Source organism: Niabella aurantiaca DSM 17617 (assembly GCF_000374125.1).
Taxonomy (GTDB): Bacteria; Bacteroidota; Bacteroidia; order Chitinophagales; family Chitinophagaceae; genus Niabella; species Niabella aurantiaca.
Window position 1 is genome coordinate 947969 of the sequence record NZ_KB893625.1, and the last position, 25700, is coordinate 973668.

Here is a 25700-nt window from a genome sequence, read left to right on the forward strand (position 1 = left end):
AATTTCAGACACAGGGAGTCGCCGGGAATGGGGCCGCTTGTGTTCGTATATCGATAATGCCGGAATATATGAAAAGAAAAATTTGTTGGAGCCTGCTGCTGCTAAGCATGACCGGCCTATTTTATTCCTTTGATACCACGGGTCCCGGAAAAGGAACCGCAGGGATCCGGTGGCTCGATATTTCGGGGGATACCTCAAGACAGGTGGTGGTTGCCCGCGGCACGGATGCAATATACCAGGGGCATGTCACTACGGTCTTGTTGCCCGGTACCCAAACGATCTATGGTGTGTGGACGATCGGGCACGGCGGGTATTGCGGTCCAATGAAACGCAGTGATAACGGAGGCGTAACATGGACCGGCCTGCTCAACGTTCCGTCTAATTGGCAGACCGTAAAAAATTGTCCGGCTGTTTACCGGCTGCCGGACGCCCGGGGCCATTACCGGCTGTTTGTCTTTGCGGGCAACGGGCCGGATGGAAGCATGTATCAGTCCGTTTCAAACGACGAGGGAAAGACCTGGTCACCCATGGTTTCCAACCATACAGGCCCCAATGTGATGCCCTTCTGCACCATCCTGCCCATTGAAGGAGGGAAGCGCCTGCTGGGAATGTCCAATACAAGAAGACCCGGGGAAACAAAGGAGAAGCGATCGAATGTGGTGACCCGGAGTTATTCATCGGATGGCGGATTTACCTGGAGCCCCTGGGAGATCGTATTGGACACAAACGGCTTTAAGCCCTGCGAACCGGAACTGATCCGCTCGCCCGACGGCAGGGAACTGTTGTGTTTGCTCCGGGAGAACCAGCAGCGCCGGTCCTGGTATATGCGCAGCAAAGATGAAGGCAAAACCTGGTCGGCGCCGCAGGTGCTGCCGGAAACATTATTTGGAGACCGGCATCAGGCAAAATACAGCAGCGATGGTCGTTTGGTGATCGTATTCCGCGACACGGGGAAAAACAGTCCCACCCGTAACCATTTTGTGGCATGGATCGGCACTTATGAAGATATCCTGAAGGGGGATCCGGGGCAGTTCCGTGTAAAACTATTGCATAGCTACAAAGGGGGCGACTGCGGGTACTCGGGGCTTGAGCGATTGCCGGGTGATACATTTGTGGCCACTACATACATTAAATACAGGCCTGGGCCGGAAAAGAATTCCGTCGTCAGCGTGCGGTTCAGGCTCCATGATATTGAAGAGCAGGCGAAGCGGCTGAAAAACGGGATGCTGCCGGAATGAACAGAACGGCGGGGCGCTCTTTTTATACGCGTCAAAAAGTCCTTTGTTACGAAGCGTCCAATGCTATGAATGTGATCAACTCCCGGGGCGGTTATCATGCGTCCTGCTTTATAACAACGATTCTTAACCATAACAATGTTTTCCATGCAGCAAAAAAAAATGCTCCTGACATTTCTGCTGGCAGTCTGCAACATCCTGTTGCTCCATGCCCAGCGGCAAACCGTAAGAGGCACTATTACCGATGCCTCTTCAGGAAAAAGACTATCTGATGTTACCGTAACGGTTGCTGGTACCAATACCGCTATAAAGACGAATGAAGAAGGACAATTCCTGATCAGCGTACCGGACCTGAACGGCACGCTCCGTTTCACCCACACTTCGTACCAGGCACAAAATGTTACGCTGAAGGGCCGTGCAGTATTGGACGTTTTCCTTACAGGCGACTCCCGAGAGCTGAATGAAGTGGTCGTTATCGGTTACGGAACGGTGAATAAAAAGGACCTGACGGGTTCTGTGGGCAGAGTGGACGTCAGCCAGATGGCCAAAGCCCCTGTTGCATCGATCGATCAGGCATTGGCCGGGAGAGTTGCCGGCGTAACGGTTGCCGCTACGGACGGGCAGCCGGGAGATGCGCTGAATATAGTGATCCGGGGCAATAACTCTTTAACCTATAGCAACGCTCCGTTGTATGTTATAGATGGGTTTCCTATGGAGGATTTCAACACCTCTTCCCTGAACATGAATGATATTGAATCCATAGACATCCTTAAAGATGCTTCCGCCACCGCGATCTATGGAGCCAGGGGCGCAAATGGGGTGGTGATCATTACTACAAAAAGAGGGAAAGCAGGAAATGCCCGGATCAGTTACCAGGGATCACTGGGAAGATCCGTTGATGGCGGGCACAAATATGAGCTGCTTTCTCCCTACGAATTTATAAAACTGCAACTGGAAATAGATTCCGCTAAATCGGCTCCTCTGTATTTCCGGGGCGACCGGCAAAACCTGGACGATTACCGGAATGTAAAAGGGTTCGACTGGTATGACAACATTGTAAGACCGGCGGTTTTTCAATCGCATACCATTAATGTGACCGGGGGGAATGCGGACACGAGGTATCTGGCTTCAGGCTCGTATGCAGGCCAGGATGGCCTTGTGGTAAACAGTGATTACGCGCGCTACCAGGCAAGGTTGAAACTTGATCAGAATATCAGCAAACGGATGCGCTTCGGAATGAACTTCAACTATGCCGATGAGAACCGGAGGGGGATCCGGCCCAGGGAGCAGGAAGGCAAGGCACAGGGTTCCGGCGTTTCACAAATACTCAATCTTTTATATCAGGCCTGGACCTATCGTCCCATAACCGGTCTGGACAGCATTGATCTTTCCGATGAAGACATTGACCCGGAAATAGGCGATTATTTGTTTAACCCCGTTTTGTCGGCCCGGAACCAAAGCGATATTAATAAAAGGAACACCCTTACCTTAAACGGATATCTTGAGTACGACATCCTGAAATCATTAAAGCTGCGGATAACAGGAGGCGTAAACCTGTTTAATGATAAAAACGAGATCTTTAATAATTCGCGTACACGCGGCGGAAGTCCCTATACCGCCATCGGGCGTTCCAATGGTCCCAACGGGGCGATCTTTCAGAACCAGGTAGTGAACCTTACCAATGAGAACAGTCTTACTTATGATAAACAGTTCAACAGGAACAACCGCCTGACGGCCACCGGTGTGGTGTCCGTTCAAACCCGGAAGGCGGCGGCTTTTGGATACAAGGCCAATAAGGTGCCCAACGAGGAACTGGGTGTAAGTGGCCTGGATGACGGGATCGTATATGATAAATCTTCGTCGTCTACCCGCTGGGGACTGGTATCCTTTACCGGAAGAGTGAATTATAATTGGTTTGGTAAGTATTTGTTTACGGCTACCATGCGGGCAGACGGATCCTCCAAATTTCCTCCCAACAGCAAATGGGGCTACTTCCCCTCGGGAGCCTTTGCCTGGAGGCTGGGGGATGAGCCGTTTATGAAGAATATGAAGGTCATCAGTGATGCCAAGCTAAGGGCCAGCTACGGATTAACCGGTAATAACCGCGTTCCAGATTTCGGATACCAGCAGCAATATGTATTGGGTACGTATTATTCGTTTGGCAACAGCCCGGCCGGCGCTTATTACTCCAATAACCTGGCAAATACCGCGCTGAAATGGGAAACGACCCGGCAGCTGGATGCCGGCCTGGAGCTGGGGTTCTTTAAGAACCGGTTGAACCTGGAGGTGGATTATTACCGGAAGCAGACTTATGACCTGTTGCTCAATGCCACCATCGCTACCAGTACGGGGTATCCCAGCGCTCTGGTAAACATCGGCCGCACGCAAAATACCGGTTGGGAGTTCACATTGAATACAACCAATATCCGTTCGAAAGATTTTAGCTGGGCTACGGATTTTAATATTGCCTTCAACCGTAACAAATTACTGGGGCTGGTTGGGGGAGAGGACATCCGCTATACGACGGTATCGGGCTTTAGTACCGGCTTTGGAAATCCGGCATGGATCAGCCAGGTTGGCGCACCGATCACACAGTTTTACGGGTTTATCTATGACGGGGTGTATCAGGAAAGTGATTTTGAGCCGGGTGCGAACACGCCAACAACCGGTGGCACACTGGCAACACCCGCCTGGGCTCCGGGGGATGCGAAATATAAAGACGTTACGGGAGATGGGGTCGTGGATGATAAAGACCTGATGGTGCTGGGAACCCCCTATCCAAAACACATAGGCGGGATGAACAACAGTTTCACCTACAAAGGATTTCAGCTGGATGTATTCCTGCAGTGGTCATACGGGAATGAATTGCTGAACGCCAACCGGGTCTTCCTGGAAGGGCTGAATGCCATCGCCCCTGGCAGGAATCTCCTGGCCGGTTACGCAGATCACTGGACACCGGAAAATACGCAAACGGACATTCCGAAACCAAATGCAAAAGGGATCAGCGGTATCTGGTCGGGCCGTTATATTGAAGACGCATCGTTCCTGCGGTTAAAGACGGTCTCCCTTGCGTATACGATTCCTGCCAAACGGCTGAAGCCTGTTAGATCAGCACAGGTGTTTGCACGGGCGCAAAATCTGCTTACCTGGACCGGCTATTCCGGGCCCGATCCTGAAGTGTCGACAAAAGGATTCGGTCTTACCTCCGGGTTTGATTTTTCTGCCTACCCGGTTTCCAGGACCTACGTATTGGGATTGAACCTGAATTTTTAAAATAATAAAAGCGATTAAAATGAGACGATTTGCCATTTTCATACTGACGATCCTGACGGTGGTGCTCATCCTGGGTTCATGTAAAAAGATCCTGAATCCTGTTCCCACTGATTTCTTGGATGCGCATACCTTCTATCAGAAAAAAGCCAATCTGGATGCCGCACTGGCCGGTGTTTATTCAGCTTTGGGTAGCAGCTCGTTATATGGGGAGACCTACCAGTGTTACATTACGACCGGTACCGAAGATGCATTGGTTTTTCAGGGTTCGATCGGTAACCCCAAGATCGGCTATTATAATGAAACGCCTTCGTATAATGAATCTACACGCATGTGGGCCAATCTCTATACGGGAATTAACCGGGCCAATGAGCTCCTGGAAAATATAGATGGACCAAAGGATATCTCGGCTTCTGAAAAGAAAATAGTGGAAGGTGAGGCGCGGTTCTTAAGAGCCTATTATTACTTTTTGCTGACGCAATGGTTCGGGAATGTGCCACTGCGACTTGTGCCGTCTGATACACCGGATCAGGGCGATCAGGCCTTTACACCGGCAAAAGAGGTCTATGACTTTGTAATTGCTGAAATGGAAGCGGCTGAGGTACTCCTGGAGGGGCAAACGGCTGATAAAACTGCCAATACAGAGCGGGTGACGCAGACGGCAGTGGAGGCGGTCCTGGCCCGGGTTTGCCTGTATGCGGCCGGGGAACCGATTAACGACCGGTCAAAGTATGAAGACGTGATCAAATGGTGCAGGAAAGTAATGAATTCAGGATTGCACCGGCTGAATCCGGACTACAGGGAAATTTTCCGGCTGCAGCTGAAAGACCAGTACGATAATGTTTCCCGGGAAAGCATCTGGGAGGTTGGGTTCTATGTAAATACGGCAGCGCCCGAAACGAACGCCGGTAAATTTGTACGTGTAGGCATCAAGTCTTCCAACGACCTGGTGGGGCGGAGCGACGGATGGGTGGCAGTGCACCCCCGGTCGTTCAGGGCATACGAGGGCATTGACCTGGTTGCCGGAACGGGCACCACGTCAACGGTTACCACGGATACCACGCCTGATTCCAGGAGGGACTGGAACATTGCGCGCTTCAAATATTCCGGAGGCTCTACAACCAAGCCCCCAACAAAAACGATGCTCTCCGCGGGGAATTATTGGGGCCGGTTTCCCGGAAAATGGAGGCGGGAGGAAGAAATCCCCCCGCATGACCCTACCAGGAGCCCGGCGAATATCCCGGTGATCAGGTATGCAGATGTATTGCTGATGCTGGCCGAAGCCGAAAATGAATTGAACGGCCCCAATGCCGAGATCGTGAACTATGTAAACGATATCCGCAAAAGGGCCTATGCAGAAGATATAAATGGCAAAATGTTGCGGGAGATCCGGATGACCAATGCCGGTTCGGGCTACAGTGCTGTGCCGGCAGTGACCATTTCCGGAGGGGGCGCTTCCGTAGCTGCTACCGCCCGGGCAGTACGGTCGGGCAGCACGCTGACCGGTGTTTACCTTACCGGCACGGGTGTGGGCTATACCTCGCTGCCGGTGATCACCATTTCCGGTGGCGGTGGGTCCGGTGCTACTGCCGAAGCGGTAGCATTGACAGATTATCATCTGCAGCCGGAGGACTATGAGAGCCAGCAGGCATTCCGGAAAATTATCCAGGACGAGCGGCTCCGGGAATTGCATGGTGAGTTCCTGAGAAGACAGGATCTGAAGCGTTGGGGAATACTGGTATCAACCGTAAAACAGCTTGCCGAAGATGCCGAGAAGGGGAATGCGGAGCTGCGGATCAACCCATATGCATCGGGCAGCGGTATTCCCGCCAAAGCACATTTTATATTGCCGGGAAGTAATGTATCGGCTAAAGATGTCTACCTTCCGATTCCCCTGAGAGAGATGATGTATAACAAGCTTGCCGTTCAGAATGAAGGATTCTGATGCAGGATCATACGCCATTTTATTATAGACGACTGACTGGAAAAATGATAATGATTTTAAATAAATAATTTATGGAACATGTACTTGCCCTGGATGGCGGTTTAAGCAAATTCAGCCCGCTTCGGAAGATTATTAGTTTTGATGATTTTGACAGGGGACTTTGCGGCTGGATCGATCTTCACCCGAACTATGTTGGGGAAAATTTTAATACGCTGCGTTACAGTCACGTTGATAAAACGCAGTGGGGGCCTATCATGCTCAGCTCGGCAAGTTTTCGTTTTGCAGGCACCCATGGTTCTATGGATGGAACCTATTCGATGAAGCTGTCAACGCGGCCGGTTGCGGATAAATATACCGCAGCTCCGGCACCCGGAAGTTTATCGCATGGCATCAAACGGCTTACCACACATCTGCCGAAAGGCCTCCGGCAGTTCGAAATGTGGTATGCCTATACACCTGAACAGGACCGGCAGGGATTGAGTGAACAGGCCATGCGGGCATTTGGGGTGTTTTTCGATATCCAGGATGATGACCACCGCTATTTTATCGGGGCCCGGTATTTAAATGCAGTGGATGGAGTGATGGTCCGGAAATGGCAGGTCTTCCAGTCAAAAGACGTAACCGACCTGGCCTGGGCATACGGTGTTGAGAACGATTGGTGCAAACGGGGAATTGATGCGATGTGGTATGGAGAGCGCCGGCAGGATGGATCCACGGATGGGTTTGAATGGGTGCCGGACGGATATCAGGATCTCTGCTACAATGAAAGCGATGACAAGATCAACTGGAGTTATTTTCGCTTGCTCATAGATACAGAGAAACGGGAATACGTAGAGTTGCAATCGGGCAGCACGGTCTTTGATCTCCGGGGTATGAAACCTACGCTTACCCCTCCGTATGCGCGGATAAAAGGGCTCTTTAATCCCGGTGTGTGGGTGGAGAATGATACAGACAGACGCGTATTTCTTTATATTGATTCAATCGTTATTTCAGGAGGGGATAAACAATGATGAACTTTCAGGCTTCGGCGGTAGAACGCCGTATTACAGTGACGCAGGACTTTGCCTCCCACCCGATGGAAGCGGGTTGGGCTTCGGAAGCCCTTTTCTTTTTGATCGTGGAAGAAGTATCCGGAGGGTCCGCTGCTTTGGAAGCGGCAGTTGAAATATCGGCTGACGGGATCAACTGGATCCCGGAGGGAACGGTATTTTCCCGCATTCAGGCACCGGGGCATTACGGCGTAAAAGTAGCGCAGTTTGGTAACTGGCTGCGGGTCCGTGGTAAGATAACAGGGGCCGGCCCGTCGTTCGTACTTTCAGTTCATCTTCATCTTAAGGGTTAAGACATGCACCGGATCGATTATATTATCCTGATCGTTTACTTTGTCGGCATTGTGGTTTTAGCGGGTTTTTTCAGCCGGTCGCAGCGTTCCCTTAAAGATTACCTCATGGGGGGCGGAAAGATCCCCTGGTGGGCGGCCGCGCTGGCCGGCATCGCAACAATAACCAGTGCCATTTCCTATATCGGTGCCGTAGGGTTGGGGTACAGTACCAATTTTTCATTTTTGCAATATCGTCTTGCGATACCCATTGCCGTCCTGATCATTTGCGTTGTGATCCTTCCGTTCTTTTTTAAGCTCAGGCTTTATTCCATTTATGAATACCTGGAAAAGCGATTCAATCTTACGGTACGACTGCTGGGCAGCGGGTTATTCATCCTGTTTAAAAGCTGTTTTTTAGCCATCGGGATCTATGCACCGGCGATTATCCTCAGTGCACTAACGGGTATCAATATGATGTGGGTAGTGCTGATCACGGGCGTCGTAACAACTTTATATACCATGGCAGGTGGTATGAAGGCGGTTATCTGGACCGATATTCCCCAGCTGATTATTAAATTTGGGAGCATCTTTGTGATCATCGCTATTGCGGTAATGAAGATTGACGGCGGCGTGCACACCGCATGGGACCTGGCGTATGAACACGGGAAATTTGAATTCTTTAATTTTTCAACGGACCTTTCAACACCCTACACCGTATGGAGCGGGATCATCGGCGGAACCTTTTTAATGGTGGCGCAATTTGGAACGGACCAGGCCGAAATGCAGCGCTTCCTGACCGTTGACGCGCTCCGCAAAGCAAACATCGCATTTATTGCGTCCCTGCTGGTGGCCACATTGATCGGGTTTTTGATCTTTTTTGAAGGAGCTGTCCTGTTTGCTTTTTTTCAAAGTAAGGGCATAACGAATATCCCCACCAACCAGGTGTTCATCCGGTTTGTTGTAGAAGAGCTGCCGGTTGGGTTTCGCGGGTTTCTGATAGCGGCACTTTTTGCAGCCGCCATGTCAACGATCAGCGGGGTGCTGAACTCACTGACCACGGTAACACTTTCCGACTTTTATAATCGCTTTCGTGAAAAAGAAGCCTCTGTCCGGCAGGCCCGGATCGTCACGCTGGCGTTTGGATTGTTTTCAACCTTGCTCGCTTGCCTGGGTGGTGTGCTGGGCAATCTGCTGGAGGCCGCAACAACGATCAACAATTTTTTTGGGGGCGCCCTGGTGGGCGTATTCCTGCTGGGTATGCTCAGCAAGCGGGCAGGGCCTAAGGGGGCGTTAGGCGGCTTCATTATCGGGTTTCTCACCGTGGTGTATGTCGCCTGTTTTACCCGCGTGGCCTATATGTGGTACAGTGCGTTCGGCGGAATAACGACCATCGTGGCCGGTTGGCTCATAAGCCGGATCTGCAAAGAAAAAGGAAAAAAAGTGCTGCCGGAATGATTCTTAGACAGATCTTCTTGAATGAATACGTAATACGCCAATCATGATAAAGATGAATTCAGGGGTAAAATATGCAATGTGCATTTTAGTGCTGCTGGGCGCCGCGGCCTGCAGTGTATCCGGACAGAGCAGGGAAGCTGGTATTCCTCATTCCGTGGAAAGTATCCTGAAATGGAATGATTTCAGGGGATACATCCGGCAGTTTAATGCAGACGATGATGAATCGGTGATCCAGTTCATACCGAATAGCGGGGCAGATGCATTTCTGAAAGACAATATACCCTATTTTAATTGTCCGGATAAAGGGTTTGAGCAGACTTATTACTTCCGGTGGTGGGTTTACCGGAAACATATACAAAAAACACCCGGAGGGTTTGTGATTACTGAATTTCTTCCGAAGGTTCCGCAGGCGGGGAAATACAATACGATCAGCTGCCCGGCGGCGCATCATTTTTATGAAGGGCGCTGGCTGCGGGATCCGGAATATTTAAGCGACTACGCTAATTTTTGGTTTAAGGGCGGAGGAAGCCCGCGTTCCTACAGCTTTTGGCCGGCAAATTCGATACTGGCGTTTGCCAGCGTGTACCAGGACAGTACCCTGGTTACAGCATTGCTGCCCTATCTGGTTGAAAATTACCAGGCATGGGAAAAAAGCAATTTATGCGCAGATGGGTTGTTCTGGCAGGCCGATTTAAAGGATGGAATGGAGGCGTCGATCGGCGGCTCCGGGAAACGGGCAACGATCAATTCCTATATGACCGGAGAGGCGATGGCCATTGCAGCAATTGCAAAAATTGCCGGAGATCAGGATCTTGCTGCGGTATTTTCAAAAAAGGCGGCACACCTGAAACAGTTGTTGCTCACAAAACTCTGGGATGCCAAAGCCGGGTTCTTTAAAACCCTTCCCTTAAGTAAAGAAGAGTTTGCCGGAATATCGGTTCCGGAACGATACCGGAGATCCTTTTCTTTATTTACCGGGGATGCCGGTCAGCTGGCAGATGTGCGGGAGCTGCATGGCTACACCCCCTGGTATTTTAATATTCCTGGAGCACAACAGTCCGTTGCCTGGAAATTTCTGATGGACACCGATGGCTTTCGCGCGCCATTTGGACCAACAACGGCCGAGCGCAGGCATCCGGGCTTCCGGATCTCCTATATGAGCGAGCCCTATATTTGCCAGTGGAACGGACCCGGCTGGCCGTATGCAACTTCGATAACGCTGAAAGCGATGGGCAACCTGCTGCATAATTATCGCCAGTTCTATGTTTCCCGGAATGATTTTATCCGGATCCTGGAAACCTATTCAAAGAGTCACCGGCTCATTAATGAGAAGGGCAAAAAGGTTTTCTGGATCGATGAAAATCTCAATCCTTTTACCGGAGAATGGTTGTCGAGGCAGATCAGTACCGCAAAGAGGGGCATCCATTATGGTAAGGATTATAATCATTCGGAGTTCTGTGATATCATCATCAGTGATTTAATGGGGATCCGGCCTTCTATGAAGAATGAACTGGTGATCGATCCCCTGATACCTGCCGGTTATTGGAATTGGTTTTGCCTCGACCGGGTCCGTTATCATAATAAAGCGATCTCCATACTCTGGGATAAGGATGGCTCAAAATATAAAAAGGGACGCGGTTTTTCCATCTTTATAAACGGCGTGTTAAAGCATCATTCGGCGTCCATACGCAAAGTGAGCATTCCCCTGTGACGAAAATTAAAAGTCCTCAATGTTATGCAAACAAAAATGGCTGCGATTAAAACCGGCGGGATCTTTCTTCATCTTTTTATAAGCAAAGGATCTGCCTGTTTCCGGGAATATGTGCAAAACGGGTTCAATGTATTCCGGATAGGAACGGTACAAAAAGCGGCGATCGCGGCTTTGCTAATGGTGCTGCTGTATGTTCCGGTAACCGGGCAGTCCATAAAAGCTGCCGGTCGGTTTTATTTTACGGATGATTTTGAAAAAACTACCAGGGGAGGCCGTTCGCAATTTTGGATTGAGGATCATACGGGAGACGACTGGAATATTGTAGCCCTGGCCAAAAACCATGTGTACGGCGTGCGGGCTACGGCAGAGCGGTCCTATTCCTGGCTGCATGTATTTGAGCGGGATGTGGATCTGACCGCCCGTTTTTACATAAAAGAAGCAGAACCGGAGGAGGCCTTGCTGGGTTTTTCGGTGCGGTTCAATTCAAAAGAAGCATTGACCGGCATTTGGTACGACCTGTCTGAAAAGCATTGGTATATCAGCGAGCGGCGTGGCCTGGATTTTACAGAAAGGGTGTTGGTCACGAGCCCGGTCGTGGCCCTGAAGCCGGGTGCCTGGCAGAAGGTGCGGATCATTGCCCGCGGGAACCGGTTGGAATTCTATTGCAACGATATGAAAAAGCCGCTGATGGTTACAGATGCGCTTACGCATGATTCGCCCGGAAGGGTGGCATTCTGTGCCCGGCAGGCGCAGGTGTATTTTGATGATCTGGTATTGAAGCTCCTCAGCCGGCAGGGCCGGGTAAACAAGGGTGTGCTGGAATACAACCTGAATCCGGAAGACGGGAAGTTCAGGGAAGGAGCGTCAGTCATTGAAAAAAAGAACGGTGAGCTGGTGTTATTGCACCGTTCCGAAGAATATCATTCAACCGACAGTGGCGCTACTTTCAAAGGTCCTTTTCCCATTACCTGGCCGTACAATAATGATGCGCACCACAGTATGCTGCGGCTGAGATCGGGCCGGATCATTAAAATGGTGGCCGAATACAATACCACCGGTAAACATGCATTTGATGCGCCACTGCGGTACCGGGCCAAAATATCGGAAGATGATGGGAAAACCTGGTCGGATGCCGGTGTTACCTGGAACGACTTTGTGCCGGATGCCCTTACCATGAACGATAAGATCACGCAGATGCCGGATGGCCGGATCTTTTTTGTAATTACACGGCGCACGCATGTAGATCAGCCGGCACGGGGACATAAGTCCGTAATTTATTACAGCGATGATGAAGGGAAGACCTGGAAGGAATCGGCCAACGATACAAAATCCATCACCAAGCTGGATCATTACTGTGAAAGCAAGGTCATTTATACAACGGATGGTAAATTACGGCTCTATACGCCCTGGTCGGAGGCGCCCGGTATCCATTATGCGGAATCCAGTGATAATGGGGTTTCCTGGAAAGGCGATCATCCGAGTGATTCCCTGAAGAATTCGAGGTCTTCTTTCGCGCTCATTGAAGACCCTTATGCTCCCAAACCTACATTCTATATGGTTTGGGTGTACGATGATCTTTACGCATCGCTGATCAATTACCTGCCGCGCGACCGGCTGGCGCTGGCCAGGAGTTATGATGGTAAGACCTGGGAGTACCTGATGGATGTGGAACGGTGGGTGAGCCCCAATGTAAAAGCCGGGCGCCGGGCCATTGTACAGATCCTGGATCCCAGTCTTACCGCCACCAAAGACTATTTATTCATTACCATTGGCCGGTCTGAGAAAGAAGGGAAGCAGGGCCACAATGAGCAGCGGTTACGCCTGTACCGGGTTAAAAAGGCAGACCTGGAACCCTACCGGGACTGGCCTTCCGTATATTGATTCCGGGGGCAGCGGTCCGCCTGTGTTTCCGGAAAGACCGGGTTCGCCCTTGCGGATGTTTCACTGTTGCCGGGCAACCGCAACGCTTTGAAGAGCTGACCGAGGAACGAGGCGGGCCCCAAAGCCTGTTTATCCTTGATTGTTGTTCTGAATTTATTTCAGCATCTATGCATGCCGCCATTTAACAGACCCTGAAACAGGAATGGATCCCGGAACAAGTCCGGGGTGACATCTTCAGGGTGACCTTACATTTATTTGAAATGCAACAATTTGGAAAGCACCCTTATTGGAAAGAAGGCCCGCAATGGCGGAGGTGTTGTTGCGGACAATAATGACCATGACCGGCACATTTTTTAAAGCGGTAAATGTTCAATAGTGTTATTTTTGTTACTTAAGTTGTTGAAACGATTACAAAAAGCCCCATATGATGCTGCGTCGAATCATACGTATTGCCTGCACCACAGGTCTGCTGTTCTTATACAGCCTGACAGGCTCTGTTGCACATGCTCAAAAAGCGCCCAATATTGTTGTTTTTATTTCGGATGATCTGAATCAGCAGGATGTCGGATGCTACGGCAACGCGGATGTGCACACTCCCAATATGGACCTGTTGGCAAAAGAGGGCATGCGCTTTACCCGGGCCTACGCGGCTTCATCGATGTGCACGCCCTCGCGCAGTGCGATCTTTACCGGGTTGTATCCGCACCGGAACGGATCGCAGATGAACCATTTTACGGTACGCCCGGGTATTGGAGGGCTTCCTCAGTTCCTGCAGAAGCTGGGATACCGCGTAGTCATCTCCGGCAAGATCGATGTATTTCCCCTGGCAAATTTTCCCTTTGAGGTCATTGGAAAGGAGTTTGGTAAATACGCCCCTACCGGGAACCGGGTAGACCGGAAAAAGGAAACGGTGCACATGATCGAAAAGCATTTCAGCGAAAAGCCCGACCAGCCTGTTTGTTTGATCGTGGCACCCTGGTTGCCCCACGTGCCCTGGTTCCCGCACAAGGACTTTGACCCTGCAAAAATAAAAGTTCCGCCTTACCTCGCTGATACAAAGGAAACCCGTGGCGCACTGGCCTCTTATTACCAAAGCATCAGCGCGGCAGACGATATGCTGGGAGAGGTGATGCAGGCCATTGACCGTGCGGGACAAACGCAGCGTACGCTGTTCATGTTCACTGCCGATCAGGGAGCACAGTTCCCTTCCGCCAAGTGGACGGTTTATGACAAGGGATTGCGGGTGCCCCTGATCGTACGCTGGCCGGGCCATGTATCCAAAGGAAAGGTCTCCGATGCATTGGTTTCTTTGGTAGACATTACGCCAACCCTGGTGGATGCAGGTGGTGGTGCGGCGGTGCCGGGGCTGGATGGACGATCATTTAAGCCGGTGCTGGATGATGTAAAACAGCAGCACCATCAGTTTGTTTTTGCAGAAACTTCGGTGGAGCCCCATTTCTGGTACAATTACACACCGGCACGGAGCATTATTACGGCGGATGGATGGCATTATATAAAAAACTATCATCCGGGTAAACGCTTTATTACCCACATTGATAAAGTAGAACGGAATGAGTTTTATTTCGATTCCTGGGTCAACGCGGCAGCACGGGATCCGCACGCCCGGTTTTTGCTGAACCGGTATAGTTATCGTGCTCCGGAAGAAATGTACCAGACAAAAGCCGACCCGGAGGAGTTTCAGAACCGGGCGCAGGAAGCCGGCCATAAAAATAAATTAGCGGAGCTCCGGGGCCTGCTAAAGAAAGAATTGTCGCGACAGGGAGAAACAGATGAAATGATCCGGCTTGGCTCGTTGCCCCGGTTTTTTGATCATAGTTATATGATCGCGCAAAATAAAAGCGCCTCCGATCTGTCGTTCAACAGGAAGCGTTGGGATCCGGATACACTCTACATTACCGCATATCTGACACAGATCGATAAGGGGGGCATTGTTTGTGATTACTTTGATAATTTTAAATTATTCGCGCATCATGGAAAAATAGGTGTCGGCCTGGAAGGGGATAAGATCCTGCAGAGCGCTTTACTTATGGATAAAGAGGGACAGCTGGTCTTCCGGTTGTCTAAGGATGGAGACCTGGTGGCGTTGTTTAACAACCGGCAGGTGCTCACTGCGAAATTGCAGCAGGGCCTTACGCAGATAAAAGGTGGGTATGTGACCTGTGGCATGTTACAGGGATTGAAGATGGAAGGACGTCTGCAGCCCTATCAGGGAACGATATACGACCTTCAGTTTACCATGAATCGGTTGGATCAGTCTCCATAGGCCGGCAACAGTCCCGTTTTTAATAGCGATCGTTTAGTGCCTGGTTCAGGTCTGACTGAAGAGAAAGATCGAAAATGCCCGGCTTCAGGCTTATGACCTTGCGGGCATAATCGATGTACTGGTCTTTCAGCAGCTTGTGCGATTGATCGCCCGCGCGTTTTAACGCTTTTAGCTTCAGGAAAAGAAGCGAAGCCTGAATTAAAAGTTCATCATAATTTGTTTTTTCCGTTATGGCATGATCGTTGTTCAAAACACCGTCTATGATTGCCCCGGAATAGCGCTCATGAATAACAGTCAGTGCATCCGCTGTTTTATCTGCTTCGATAAGTCCAAGCACTTTGCCGGCCAATGCCCTGAACAAGTCATTTAGCGGCCTTAAAAGATAATCTTTCCGGTACATGATTAAATGTACTAAAAATTGTCCGTACGGTCCTGTTGCCCGCAGAGCGCCATATGCTGACCGTTTATAAAAAAAGTGTGGATATATGTGTGATATATGATATATTTATGCTTCCCAACATTTTTTAACGGCTGCTTAAATCAAAAACTAACAATGAAAATTTTTATTTCTCTTGGATGGCTGCTATTGTTTGCAGTCTCCTGTCAGAAACAGGAAGCCCGTTTCTTTCCAGATGATCCTTCGATGGCTTCGCACAAACAGCAAATAGCAAAGGCTCCCCTTCGATGCGGCGTAAAATTCGTTGCAGCCAATGCCGGTGCACATACAAAAATGGCCGCAATACAGACGGCCCCGATGGCCTCCGTTCCTGCTGATGAACTATTGGTGTACCTGGATTTTGACGGGGCAGCGGTATCTCCCGGCCAGCCGGATGCAACGGGGTACAAATCGTCAATTATACTCCGGAACGGGAATTGCCCCGCTCCGGATCTGAGCAGGCAGCAACTGGATCAGATAGTAGAAAGAGTGGCGGATGATTTTTCACCATTCAATATCAGGGTTACTACCGACTATAATGCATTTTTGGCGTATCCGGTGGAAAACAAACAGATAACAATCCTTACTACACTTCCGAATGTTGTCGGATTTTCGAGCGGAGTTAACGGTGTTGCTCCGTTTTCGGCGCCCGGAGTACGGAAGCCTGGTGATCCGGCATTCGTATTTACGGTTCCCATAGGAGATAACCTGGAAGAGATCGCTTCGATTATTTCTCATGAGACGGGGCATTGCCTGGGGTTGGCGCATCAGAATTATTTTGACGATCAGTGCACGCAGATTGGAGAGTATCACCCCGGTATAGGGGAGGGACCGCTTTCTTTTTGCCCGATTATGGGAAGCGCGGACAAACGCGTCTCCAACTGGTATGCGCAAACCTGTATCAATAGTTTCTGGGGGGTGGCTCTGAATGATTTTGAATTGATCCACAAACAGGTCCGTCTGGTGGAGGATGATTATCCTGATTTTATAGAAAAGCATGCGGCGCTCACCAGCCCTTCTGTTACCGGTGTGCTGGGGGTTGAGGGCGATATTGATTTTATCCGGATGCATTTTAAAAAGCCCACGGTCCTGACGGTAGCCAGCGAAAATATCGATCTGAAAGTTTCTGTTTATACAAATGGCGGTAAGTTAACGGGAGTGTATAACGATCCCGACGATACCGGTGTAACCCTTCCCCGGCTGTCGGGCAACCGGATCCTTAAAGTAGAAGCTGTGGACAATGCGTATATGTCTTCCCGGTTCATGACCGGCAGGTATTATATCAATGGGGCAGGCATTTAGGCCGGGTGCACGTATCCGTCTGCGGATCAAAATATATTCCCAGGAACGGGAGCATTCCCAATTGTCGCTGTCATGCTGCGTTTTCCATTTGCATAGGAAACTCAATGGAGCCATGACAAATCTGCTTTGGGTCATCCTGAAGATGTCATCCCGGACTCCCGCCCGGATGACCGGTCGGACGGGTGTTCCGGGATCTATTCTTGTTTCAGGATCTGCCTAAATCATGCATCTATGCATATTGTGGTTTAATGGGCCCTGAAACAAGTTCAGGGAGACATTGCATTTATGGAAGTGCAACAATTTGGAATGCACCTCCATAAAACTGCCACACCTGCGCATTTTTACGGAAAACCGTATCTTTGCTGTTGAAGCCCTTTTAGTTAAACCATCATTGCATCAAAGGTCTGCATTGTATTCCTCGTCTTTTGGCCTTTAATGTGATAACCATAAAAAACAGACTTATGACATTGAACCAATTTCTGGCAGCTGACAGAGCTGAGCAGATGAAAGCCATATGGCGGACAATCTTAATTTCGGAGAAAACAGATACCGAATTTACGTACTCCCTTTATCAGCTTTTTGACTTTTATGTAGAGGTGAAAGTCTCCATCAAAGATAAAAAGGTCTGCAAGTTCGAGTGCTTTAGCCAGCCCCAGAACCGTTTCCAGATCATTTGATCCGGATCGGGATGCGGCATTCGGGTAGCGGGACCGTAACCGGAGAACAGCACAAAACAGGGTGCCGGGTGGACGCTTACAGGCATCGCTGCCCTATAATGACAATATAATTGTATCTTCAACAATTAACGGTTGCTCCCGTTGCCGGTGGGTGATGAAAGCAATGAAAAGTTTTATCGGGAAATTTAAAAAAGTAGGAGCCACAGATAATGACCCTCTGCATTGCGGGGTGCCGGAGACTGTTCGCATAAATGATAATAAGGTGAAATTAGCAGGTTTGTTTTTCGCTTGTTTGCTGATCGGGGGAATCGTAAATAATCCGTGCCATGCACAACCGGGCTTTGGGAAGACAACAAAAATAAATACAGGCTGGTCCCGGTAACGGTCGTCTTATAAACCCCAACTCTTCATCCCAAACATCTCACATTTAACTCCTCATCCACAACATCATCATGAAACAACTTAACAATTACCGGCCGGCAGCATGGATCTGCAGTTTTCTTTTACTGGGAGCCTGCAATACCGGGCCACGTCTGGCAAAGGACGGGTACCGGCTGGTTTGGTCCGATGAGTTCAACAAACAGGGAGCCGTGGATACGGCGGTCTGGCGTTTTGAGAAAGGATTTGAACGCAACCATGAGCTGCAGTGGTACCAGCGGGAAAATGCCTGGTGCGAGAACGGCCTGCTGGTGATCGAAGCACAGAAGGAAACAAGACCCAACCCCCGGTATCGGGAGGGGAGCCGTGAATGGCGTGATCAGCGGCCACAGATAGAATACACTTCCTCCAGCATTAATACAAGGGGCACAAAGAGCTGGCAATATGGCCGTTTTGTGATGCGGGCAAAGATCCGGACGGGAAAAGGGCTCTGGCCGGCCTTTTGGACCCTCGGTACCCGCAGGGAATGGCCGTCCAACGGGGAAATTGATATCATGGAATATTACCGCGGCGACCTGCTGGCCAATATCGCCTGCGGAACAACCGAACGCTATAAGGCAAAATGGTTTACAGTGAAAAAACCGGTTGCTTCCTTCGGAGATAAGAACTGGAGCGAAAAATTTCACATCTGGCGGATGGACTGGGATGAGAAAGAAATAAAGCTGTATGTAGATGATCAGCTCATGAACCAGGTGCCGCTGGATCAGCTGGTAAACCCGGATGGATTCCATCCCTTTAAGCAGCCGCATTATATCCTGCTCAATCTGGCCATCGGTGGCGATAATGGCGGCGATCCCTCGCTGACCGCATTTCCCAGCCGGTACCTGGTCGACTATGTACGGGTGTACCAGAAAAAATAAGAGGAACACCTGCCAGCGTGCACAGATATCTTTGAATGCAAAAAGGTGTTAAGGAGCGTGCCTGTTTGTGTATTCAGTGAGGAAAAACAGCAATATCAAAATGTACAGCACCTCTTCCACAGCTGCATCCCTGTAATCCGGAAAAGAAACTACATTTGCTGACTCAGAACCTGGTATAAAAAAGTTGAATTTGATGAAAAAACTTATTGGACTGGTTATGTTTTGCCTCATAGCAGGCAGTAGTTATGGTCAGGAAGCAAAAGATGCAAACGGCAGGCGGATGCAATGGGTGCAGATGCTGGATAAAGTGGTACGCCCTGTTTTTATGAACATGGCGGCAGACCAGTTGCGGAAGAATATGCCAAAGGAGATCTCCCCGGTGAGCGACAATCCGGACGCCCGGATCAAAGCCCAGTACCTGGAAGCGCTGGGGCGGGCATTCAGTGGCATAGCTCCCTGGCTGAACGCGGAGGGCGGCCCGGCGGCAGAAGTAAAGCTGCGGGACCAGTACCGCGCTCTGGTGATCGCTTCCATCAGCAATGCTACGGACAGCACCCGGGCAGATTATGTATTATGGAAAGGTGCGCAGCCACTGGTTGATGCGTCCTTTTTTGCGCTGGGCCTGGTGCGGGCGCCCTGGATCTGGGAGCACCTCGGCAGCCGGACGCAGCAGAATGTGGTCCGGTGCCTGAACCAGACACGTGCCACCATACCGGGATATAATAACTGGATCCTGTTCTCCGGCATGATCGAAGCATTTTTCCTCAAATATGGATATGCATACAACCCGCTGACCATTGAGTACGGTGTGCGTACATTTATGTACCACTGGTACACGGGCGACGGCCTGTTCAGCGACGGGGAGCATTTTCACAATGATTATTACAACAGCTATGTGATCCAGCCTTATTTGCAGGAGATCATCGGGATCGCTTATCAGAAAGGCGGCCGGTATAAACAGGAACGCGAAAAACTTTTGAAGATCAACGAGCGGTATGCGGAAATACAGGAACGTACCATTAACGCGGACGGCAGTTTCCCCGCCTATGGCCGGTCGATCGTGTACCGGTCGGGCGCCTTTCATCACCTCGCCAATATGGCTTACAAAGAGCAGTTGCCGGCATCCCTGGCACCAGCGCAGGTGCGCGAAGCCCTGTATGCCGTAATGCAAAAAACACTTGCCCCGCCGGCTACCTATGATAAGAACGGCTGGATGGTGATCGGGCTCAATGGGAAGCAACCCGGACTTGCCGATGTGTACAATAACCAGGGAAGTCTGTACCTGTGCACGGAGGTCTTTCTGCCGCTGGGTCTGGCGCCGGATGCGCCTTTCTGGAAGGATGCCCCCCGCGCCTGGTCGTCCAAAGCCATCTGGAACGGAGCCGACTTTCACGGGGATCATGCCGTAGACCTAAAGTAGCCCTCCCGATCCTCAAATCTCCCCCGGAGTTTCGGATCTGCGTCAGGATAAGAAATAGTATGTTGGGATAAAACATGCCAGTGCTTCAGTTTAGGCGCTTCATTTCGCGCAGATAAAATGCAGAGAGCTCTATCGGCAAATACAATGGAAAAGATCAGCGGAGATCCGCGGGAGATACTGCCCGCTGATCTGCGCTGATGAAATGCAGAGCGATCTATCGGCAAAATATAACAGAAAGATCTGCGAAGATCCGCGGGAAACACCGCCCGCTGATTTACGCAGATGAAATGCAGAGCGATCTATCGGTAAAATACAACGGAAAGATCAGCGAAGATCCGCGGGAAATACTGCCCGCTGATTTGTGCAGATGAAATGCAGGGAGCTCCATCGGCAAATACAACAGAAAGATCAGCGGAGATCCGCGGGAGATACCGCCCGCTGATCTTCGCAGATAAAATGCTGAGCACTCTATCGGCAAATACAACGGAAAGATCAGCGAAGATCTGCGGGAGATACTGCCCGCTGATTTGCGCAGATGAAATGCGAAGCGCTCCACCCGCAGGTAGAACGAAAAAGATCAGCGGAGATCCGCGGGAGATACTGCCCGCTGATTTACGCAGATGAAATGCTGAGCACTCCACCCGCAGGTAGAACGAAAAAGATCAGCGGAGATCCGCGGGAAACACTGCCCGCTGATTTACGCAGATGAAATGCTGAGCACTCCACCAACAAGTAGAACGAAAAAGATCAGCGGAGATCCGCGGGAAATACTGCCCGCTGATTTACGCAGATGAAATGCTGAGCACTCCACCCGCAGGTAGAACGAAAAAAATCGGCGGAGATCCGCGGGAAACACCGCCCGCTGATTTACACAGATGAAATGCTGAGCACTCCACCTGCAGGTAGAACGAAAAAGATCTGCGAAGATCCGCGGGAAACACCGCCCGCAGATCCGGGCAACGTTTACCTTTCTGCGATCCCAGCAGCGCTCATCCCCGTTTAAGTGACTTAGCCGGGCAGTTTTGGGAGCACGCACCAACCGGAACGTTAAATAAGGACCAAATGAGTAAAAGGCGCAACGCGCCGCAGATCTTTGTAACCAGGAGCGCGCCCCGGCCCCCGGCTGCAGCGCGGCGGTCATCTCATAGGCCAGCCTGTATGAATATCACGTGACGACCGGTAAAAGATGCGGTAAACCCGATTATTAATTGTAACTTTAACAATTGTAAAATGCACTTTAACAATCGGGTTGAAACAGGTGTAGCCAGAAGAAGGATGCATTGCTTGTAATTTTCTGCATATGAAACAAAAACTACAGATCCTCATTTTTTTGTTTTTAGCGCTCCGGGTACCGGCGCAGGACAAACTGTTCAAAATAGCAGTGGATAAGCCCGTGGCAGCCATTGCGCCCACGATGTACGGTGTTTTTTTTGAAGACATCAATATGGGGGCAGACGGCGGCATTTATGCAGAACTGGTAAAGAACCGGTCCTTTGAATTCTTCAGGCCATTGATGGGCTGGAAGGTGGAGCAGGAGCCGCACCGGGAAGGTGCGGTGCTGGTATTGAACCGGAAAGGGCAAAACACGAACAACCCGCGTTTTTTGCGGGTAACGCTTCAACCGGGGCAACGGCAGGCCCTTTCGCTCACCAATGAAGGGTTCCGGGGTATGGGGATCAAAAAAGGATTGTATTACGATTTCTCTTTTATGTATGCAAGCATGGAATCGGATATAAAGATCAGGGTATCATTGCGCAATGCAAAGGGGCAGGCGATCGGGGAAGCAGCACTGGTCCCACCCGCCACCGGGGGCGCCTGGAAAAAGCAGGAGATCCGGTTCGCGGCAACCGATACGGAAGAAAAAGCCCGGCTGAAGATCAGCATTGAAGGCAGCGGCGTCATCGACCTGGACATGATCTCTCTGTTTCCCGGCGATACCTGGAAGGGAAGGAAAGGCGGCATGCGGGCAGACATGGTGCAAATGCTGGCCGACATGAAGCCCGGCTTTATTCGCTTTCCCGGTGGCTGTATCGTGGAAGGTTTCGATCTTTCGCAGCGCTATCAATGGAAAAAAACGATCGGGCCCATAGAAGAACGGCAGCTGCTGATCAACCGCTGGAATTTTGAGTTTGCCCATCGCCCGGCTCCGGATTATTTCCAGACATTTGGCCTGGGCTTTTTTGAATACTTCCAGCTGGCCGAGGACATTGGTGCAGAACCCCTGCCCATACTCAACTGTGGTATGGCCTGCCAGTTCAATTCGGCCGAGCTGGTTCCGCTCGATCAGCTGGATCCGTACATACAGGATGCCCTGGACCTGATCGAATTTGCAAACGGAGCCGTTACCTCAACATGGGGGAAGATACGGTCAGATATGGGCCACCCGGAACCGTTTCATTTAAAGATGATGGGCGTGGGCAACGAGAACTGGGGCCCGCAATACCTGGAGCGGCTGCAGCTGTTTCAAAAAGCGATCAGTGCCCGGTACCCGGATTTTAAAATCGTTGCCAGCTCGGGCACGGGTCCGGAAGGGGAGCGGTTTGACCTGCTGAACCGTGGATTGCGGGCGATGAATATCGATTTTGTGGATGAGCATTATTATCAGCCTCCGCAATGGTTCTTCGGCAATGCAAAACGGTATGACTCTTATCCCCGTACCGCTACGAAAGTATTTGCCGGGGAGTATGCAGCCCATCCGGCCGGTGTGGCGCCGGAAAAAAAGAACAACTGGCTGGCGGCATTATCGGTAGCCGCCTTTCTGACCGGTGTGGAGCGGAATGCTGCAGTGGTAGAAATGGCATCCTACGCACCCCTGTTTGCGCATACCGAAGGTTGGCAGTGGTCGCCGGACCTGATCTGGGTGAATAATCTGAACGTATGGGGCACACCAGACTATTATGTACAAAAACTTTATTCATTGAACAAGGGCTCAAAAGTGCTGCCACTTACCATGAACGACGAAGTGGTGGCAGGGCAGGATAGTTTATATGCATCTGCTGCTTTAGATGAACACACCGGTGAGGTGATCCTGAAAGTGGTCAATGCGCTTCCGCGGGCACAATCCGTAAGCCTGTCGCTAACAGGATTAAAAAAACCGGCAACCATTGCCCGGTTAAGCCGGCTCCAAAGCAGCGATCTTTACGCGATGAATTCGGCGGAGCATCCCCGGGCCATTTACCCGGAAGAAATCGCGATCCCCTGGTCCGGCAAACAACCCTCCATAACCCTGATGCCTTATTCCTTTAACGTGATCCGTATAAAATGAACCGTGTACCCATGCCCATCCGCCGGAAGAACCGGCTGCGGTCTTTGATATTGCTTGCGCTCATCGCAGCGGGCAGCACTCTTTTTGCCCAGTCCCGTAAGGATGCTGCGCCCCGGTACAGCGCCTACCTTTTTGCCTACTTCACCGGCAACAGCAAGGCCGGAGAAGCGATCCGGTTTGCGGTCAGCGCGGATGGATATCATTTCAGGGCACTGAATGGCAACCAGCCCATCGTTGCTTCAGAAAAGATCAGTACGACCGGTGGTGTGCGGGATCCGCATATCCTGCGGGGCGCCGGCGGCCAAACATTTTATATGGTCGCCACCGATATGGTATCGGCCAACGGCTGGAACTCCAACCGGGCAATGGTATTGTTGAGATCAAAAGACCTGGTCCACTGGTCTTCTTCGGTGGTCAACATCCCGGAGACCTTTAAGACTTTTGAAAAGGTAAACCGGGTGTGGGCGCCGCAAACCATCTACGATCAGGAAAAGAAAAAATACATGATCTATTGGTCCATGCGCGCCGGAGATGAACCGGATGTGATCTATTATGCTTATGCCAATAAAGATTTTACGGCGCTGGAAACGGAGCCCGTACCATTATTCCATAACCCGCACGGCACGGCCTGCATCGATGGCGATATTGTTTTTAAAGACGGAAAATACTACCTCTTTTTTAAAACGGAAGGCAATGGTAACGGAATTAAAATTGCGGTTTCGGACCGGCTCACCGGCGGGTATACATTGCGCGACCGGTATGTGCAGCAGACCAAAGACCCCGTGGAAGGCGCCGGGGTTTTTAAACTGAATGATGGCAGCGGGTATATTTTAATGTATGATGTATATACGAAAGGACGCTACCAGTTTACAAAGACAAGCGATTTTGAGCATTTTAAAGTGGTGGATGAAGAAGTGTCGATGAACTTTCATCCCCGGCATGGAACGGTGCTGCCCATTACAAAAGAAGAAGAGGCCCGGTTAACGGGCAAATGGTTACAGCCGCAGGCGATCATTACATCCGTACAGGCAAAAGAGATCAGGAGGAACAATATTGTTTTTGATACGGCAGGGAAAAAATTATACCTGCCCGTGCTACCCGGTACGGCGCTGAAGCGGTTCGATCCGGAGTTTATAAAACTACCGGGCGTAACCACCATACCATCCGGACCGGTCGATTTTTCAAAAGGACCGGTGCGCTACCGGGTTTTAATAAATGGGCGACAGACGGAAACATTTACGGTGGGCCTGCTGCAGCATCACAATCCCGTATTGAACGGGTATTACGCCGACCCGGAGATCCTGTATGCCCAAAAAACAAAGAAATTCTATATCTATCCCACCAGCGACGGTTTTACCGGATGGGCGGGCAATTATTTTAAAACATTTTCATCTCCCGACCTCGTCAACTGGACCGATGAAGGGGTGATCCTCGATCTTCCAACGCAGGTAAGCTGGGCCAATCGCAACGCATGGGCGCCCTGCATCATCGAAAGGAAGATCAACGGGCAGTATCGCTACTTTTATTATTATACCGCAGCACAGAAAATAGGTGTGGCCGTGGCGGGGGATCCTGCGGGTCCGTTTGTGGATTCCGGCAAACCGTTGATCGCACAAAAGCCGGAAGGTGTCAAAAGAGGACAGGAAATTGACCCGGATGTGTTCACCGACCCGCAAACGGGGAAAAGTTACCTGTATTGGGGAAATGGCTATATGGCTGTGGCCGAGCTTGGTGAAGACATGATCTCCATCAGGCCCGGAACGGTAAGAGTGATCACGCCCGGTAAAACCTTCCGGGAAGGGACCTATGTATTTTACCGGAAAGGGACCTATTATTTCATGTGGAGCGAGAATGATACCCGCAGTCCGAACTACAGGGTGCGTTATGGTACGGCACCAACGCCGCTCGGCCCCATCCACGTGCCGGAAAATAATGTGGTACTGGAAAAGAGCGCAGCCGCGGGTATTTATGGCACCGGGCATCATTCGATACTGCAGCTGCCGGGCACTGATCGCTGGTACATCGTGTATCACCGGTTCACCTATCCCAGCGGTATTGCTATGGGAGAAGCGGCCGGTTATCACCGGGAAGTATGCATCGATACGCTGGAATTTGATGCCGATGGAAACATCCGGAAAGTAACGCCTTCGCATCGGGGCGTTGGCCCGGTGCATTTAAAATAGGACTGCTTAACCTCTAA

16 protein-coding genes are annotated in these 25700 nt (G+C 50.7%); 15 read left to right on the forward strand and 1 reads right to left on the reverse strand.

What is annotated here, in order from left to right; genetic code table 11:
- Positions 1–68: 68 nt before the first annotated feature.
- From B160_RS28365 to B160_RS0104050, 9 genes are all read left to right on the forward strand, one after another.
- The gene (locus tag B160_RS28365) at positions 69–1238 is read left to right on the forward strand and encodes a sialidase family protein (RefSeq protein ID WP_211218038.1); all 1170 of its coding nucleotides are present in this window, start codon (positions 69–71) and stop codon (positions 1236–1238) included.
- 159 nt (positions 1239–1397) lie between these two features.
- Positions 1398–4508, forward strand: coding sequence for a SusC/RagA family TonB-linked outer membrane protein (locus tag B160_RS0104010; protein ID WP_169539987.1), 3111 nt, complete (start codon positions 1398–1400; stop codon positions 4506–4508).
- A gap of 19 nt (positions 4509–4527) precedes the next feature.
- Positions 4528–6450: a RagB/SusD family nutrient uptake outer membrane protein gene (locus B160_RS0104015; RefSeq protein WP_018626586.1), complete on the forward strand. Its 1923-nt coding sequence runs from the start codon at positions 4528–4530 to the stop codon at positions 6448–6450.
- Positions 6451–6521: 71 nt separating this feature from the next.
- On the forward strand, positions 6522–7460 hold the full coding sequence (locus B160_RS0104020; protein WP_018626587.1) for a DUF6772 family protein: 939 nt from the start codon (positions 6522–6524) through the stop codon (positions 7458–7460).
- Positions 7457–7792, forward strand: a complete 336-nt coding sequence (locus B160_RS0104025; RefSeq protein WP_018626588.1) for a hypothetical protein — start codon at positions 7457–7459, stop codon at positions 7790–7792. The genes B160_RS0104020 and B160_RS0104025 overlap by 4 nt, the downstream gene beginning before the upstream one ends.
- Positions 7793–7795: 3 nt before the next feature.
- Positions 7796–9226 carry a sodium:solute symporter family transporter gene (locus B160_RS0104030; protein WP_018626589.1) on the forward strand — a complete coding sequence of 477 codons (1431 nt, stop codon included), beginning with the start codon at positions 7796–7798 and terminating at the stop codon, positions 9224–9226.
- Positions 9227–9269: 43 nt separating this feature from the next.
- The gene (locus B160_RS0104035) at positions 9270–10937 is read left to right on the forward strand and encodes an MGH1-like glycoside hydrolase domain-containing protein (protein ID WP_018626590.1); all 1668 of its coding nucleotides are present in this window, start codon (positions 9270–9272) and stop codon (positions 10935–10937) included.
- A 36-nt stretch (positions 10938–10973) separates the two neighbouring features.
- On the forward strand, positions 10974–12818 hold the full coding sequence (locus B160_RS0104040; RefSeq protein ID WP_169539988.1) for a sialidase family protein: 1845 nt from the start codon (positions 10974–10976) through the stop codon (positions 12816–12818).
- 424 nt (positions 12819–13242) lie between these two features.
- Positions 13243–15102 carry a sulfatase family protein gene (locus B160_RS0104050; RefSeq protein WP_018626594.1) on the forward strand — a complete coding sequence of 620 codons (1860 nt, stop codon included), beginning with the start codon at positions 13243–13245 and terminating at the stop codon, positions 15100–15102.
- Between the two features lie 19 nt (positions 15103–15121).
- On the opposite strand, the gene B160_RS0104055 is transcribed toward B160_RS0104050, so the two are convergent.
- A complete protein-coding gene (locus tag B160_RS0104055) occupies positions 15122–15502 on the reverse strand; it encodes a hypothetical protein (protein ID WP_018626595.1) in 381 nt (126 codons plus the stop codon).
- A gap of 153 nt (positions 15503–15655) precedes the next feature.
- Here B160_RS0104055 and B160_RS0104065 point away from each other — a divergent pair, with 153 nt between their 5' ends.
- The 6 genes from B160_RS0104065 (at position 15656) to B160_RS0104100 (ending at position 25683) form a co-directional block, all read left to right on the forward strand.
- On the forward strand, positions 15656–16840 hold the full coding sequence (locus B160_RS0104065) for a zinc metalloprotease (RefSeq protein WP_018626597.1): 1185 nt from the start codon (positions 15656–15658) through the stop codon (positions 16838–16840).
- Between the two features lie 461 nt (positions 16841–17301).
- Positions 17302–17517: a hypothetical protein gene (locus B160_RS0104070; RefSeq protein ID WP_018626598.1), complete on the forward strand. Its 216-nt coding sequence runs from the start codon at positions 17302–17304 to the stop codon at positions 17515–17517.
- A gap of 452 nt (positions 17518–17969) precedes the next feature.
- Complete coding sequence (locus B160_RS0104080) at positions 17970–18815, forward strand: glycoside hydrolase family 16 protein (RefSeq protein WP_018626600.1); 846 nt, start codon at positions 17970–17972, stop codon at positions 18813–18815.
- Between the two features lie 193 nt (positions 18816–19008).
- A complete protein-coding gene (locus tag B160_RS0104085) occupies positions 19009–20235 on the forward strand; it encodes a DUF2264 domain-containing protein (protein ID WP_018626601.1) in 1227 nt (408 codons plus the stop codon).
- Positions 20236–21535: 1300 nt separating this feature from the next.
- On the forward strand, positions 21536–23500 hold the full coding sequence (locus tag B160_RS0104095; RefSeq protein ID WP_018626603.1) for an alpha-L-arabinofuranosidase C-terminal domain-containing protein: 1965 nt from the start codon (positions 21536–21538) through the stop codon (positions 23498–23500).
- Entirely contained in the window at positions 23497–25683 is a 2187-nt protein-coding gene (locus tag B160_RS0104100; protein ID WP_018626604.1) for a glycoside hydrolase family 43 protein, read from the forward strand. Before B160_RS0104095 ends, B160_RS0104100 begins: the two co-directional genes overlap by 4 nt.
- Positions 25684–25700: the final 17 nt, after the last annotated feature.

Coding starts and splice junctions, on each gene's coding strand:
- B160_RS0104065 (WP_018626597.1), top strand. CDS start 15,656: ATGAAAATTTTTATTTCTCTTGGATGGCTGCTATTGTTTGCAGTCTCC.
- B160_RS0104025 (WP_018626588.1), top strand. CDS start 7,457: ATGATGAACTTTCAGGCTTCGGCGGTAGAACGCCGTATTACAGTGACG.
- B160_RS0104010 (WP_169539987.1), top strand. CDS start 1,398: ATGCTCCTGACATTTCTGCTGGCAGTCTGCAACATCCTGTTGCTCCAT.
- B160_RS0104095 (WP_018626603.1), top strand. CDS start 21,536: ATGAAACAAAAACTACAGATCCTCATTTTTTTGTTTTTAGCGCTCCGG.
- B160_RS0104035 (WP_018626590.1), top strand. CDS start 9,270: ATGATAAAGATGAATTCAGGGGTAAAATATGCAATGTGCATTTTAGTG.
- B160_RS0104030 (WP_018626589.1), top strand. CDS start 7,796: ATGCACCGGATCGATTATATTATCCTGATCGTTTACTTTGTCGGCATT.
- B160_RS0104080 (WP_018626600.1), top strand. CDS start 17,970: ATGAAACAACTTAACAATTACCGGCCGGCAGCATGGATCTGCAGTTTT.
- B160_RS0104070 (WP_018626598.1), top strand. CDS start 17,302: ATGACATTGAACCAATTTCTGGCAGCTGACAGAGCTGAGCAGATGAAA.
- B160_RS28365 (WP_211218038.1), top strand. CDS start 69: ATGAAAAGAAAAATTTGTTGGAGCCTGCTGCTGCTAAGCATGACCGGC.
- B160_RS0104050 (WP_018626594.1), top strand. CDS start 13,243: ATGATGCTGCGTCGAATCATACGTATTGCCTGCACCACAGGTCTGCTG.
- B160_RS0104055 (WP_018626595.1), bottom strand. CDS start 15,502: ATGTACCGGAAAGATTATCTTTTAAGGCCGCTAAATGACTTGTTCAGG.
- B160_RS0104040 (WP_169539988.1), top strand. CDS start 10,974: ATGGCTGCGATTAAAACCGGCGGGATCTTTCTTCATCTTTTTATAAGC.
- B160_RS0104100 (WP_018626604.1), top strand. CDS start 23,497: ATGAACCGTGTACCCATGCCCATCCGCCGGAAGAACCGGCTGCGGTCT.
- B160_RS0104015 (WP_018626586.1), top strand. CDS start 4,528: ATGAGACGATTTGCCATTTTCATACTGACGATCCTGACGGTGGTGCTC.
- B160_RS0104020 (WP_018626587.1), top strand. CDS start 6,522: ATGGAACATGTACTTGCCCTGGATGGCGGTTTAAGCAAATTCAGCCCG.
- B160_RS0104085 (WP_018626601.1), top strand. CDS start 19,009: ATGAAAAAACTTATTGGACTGGTTATGTTTTGCCTCATAGCAGGCAGT.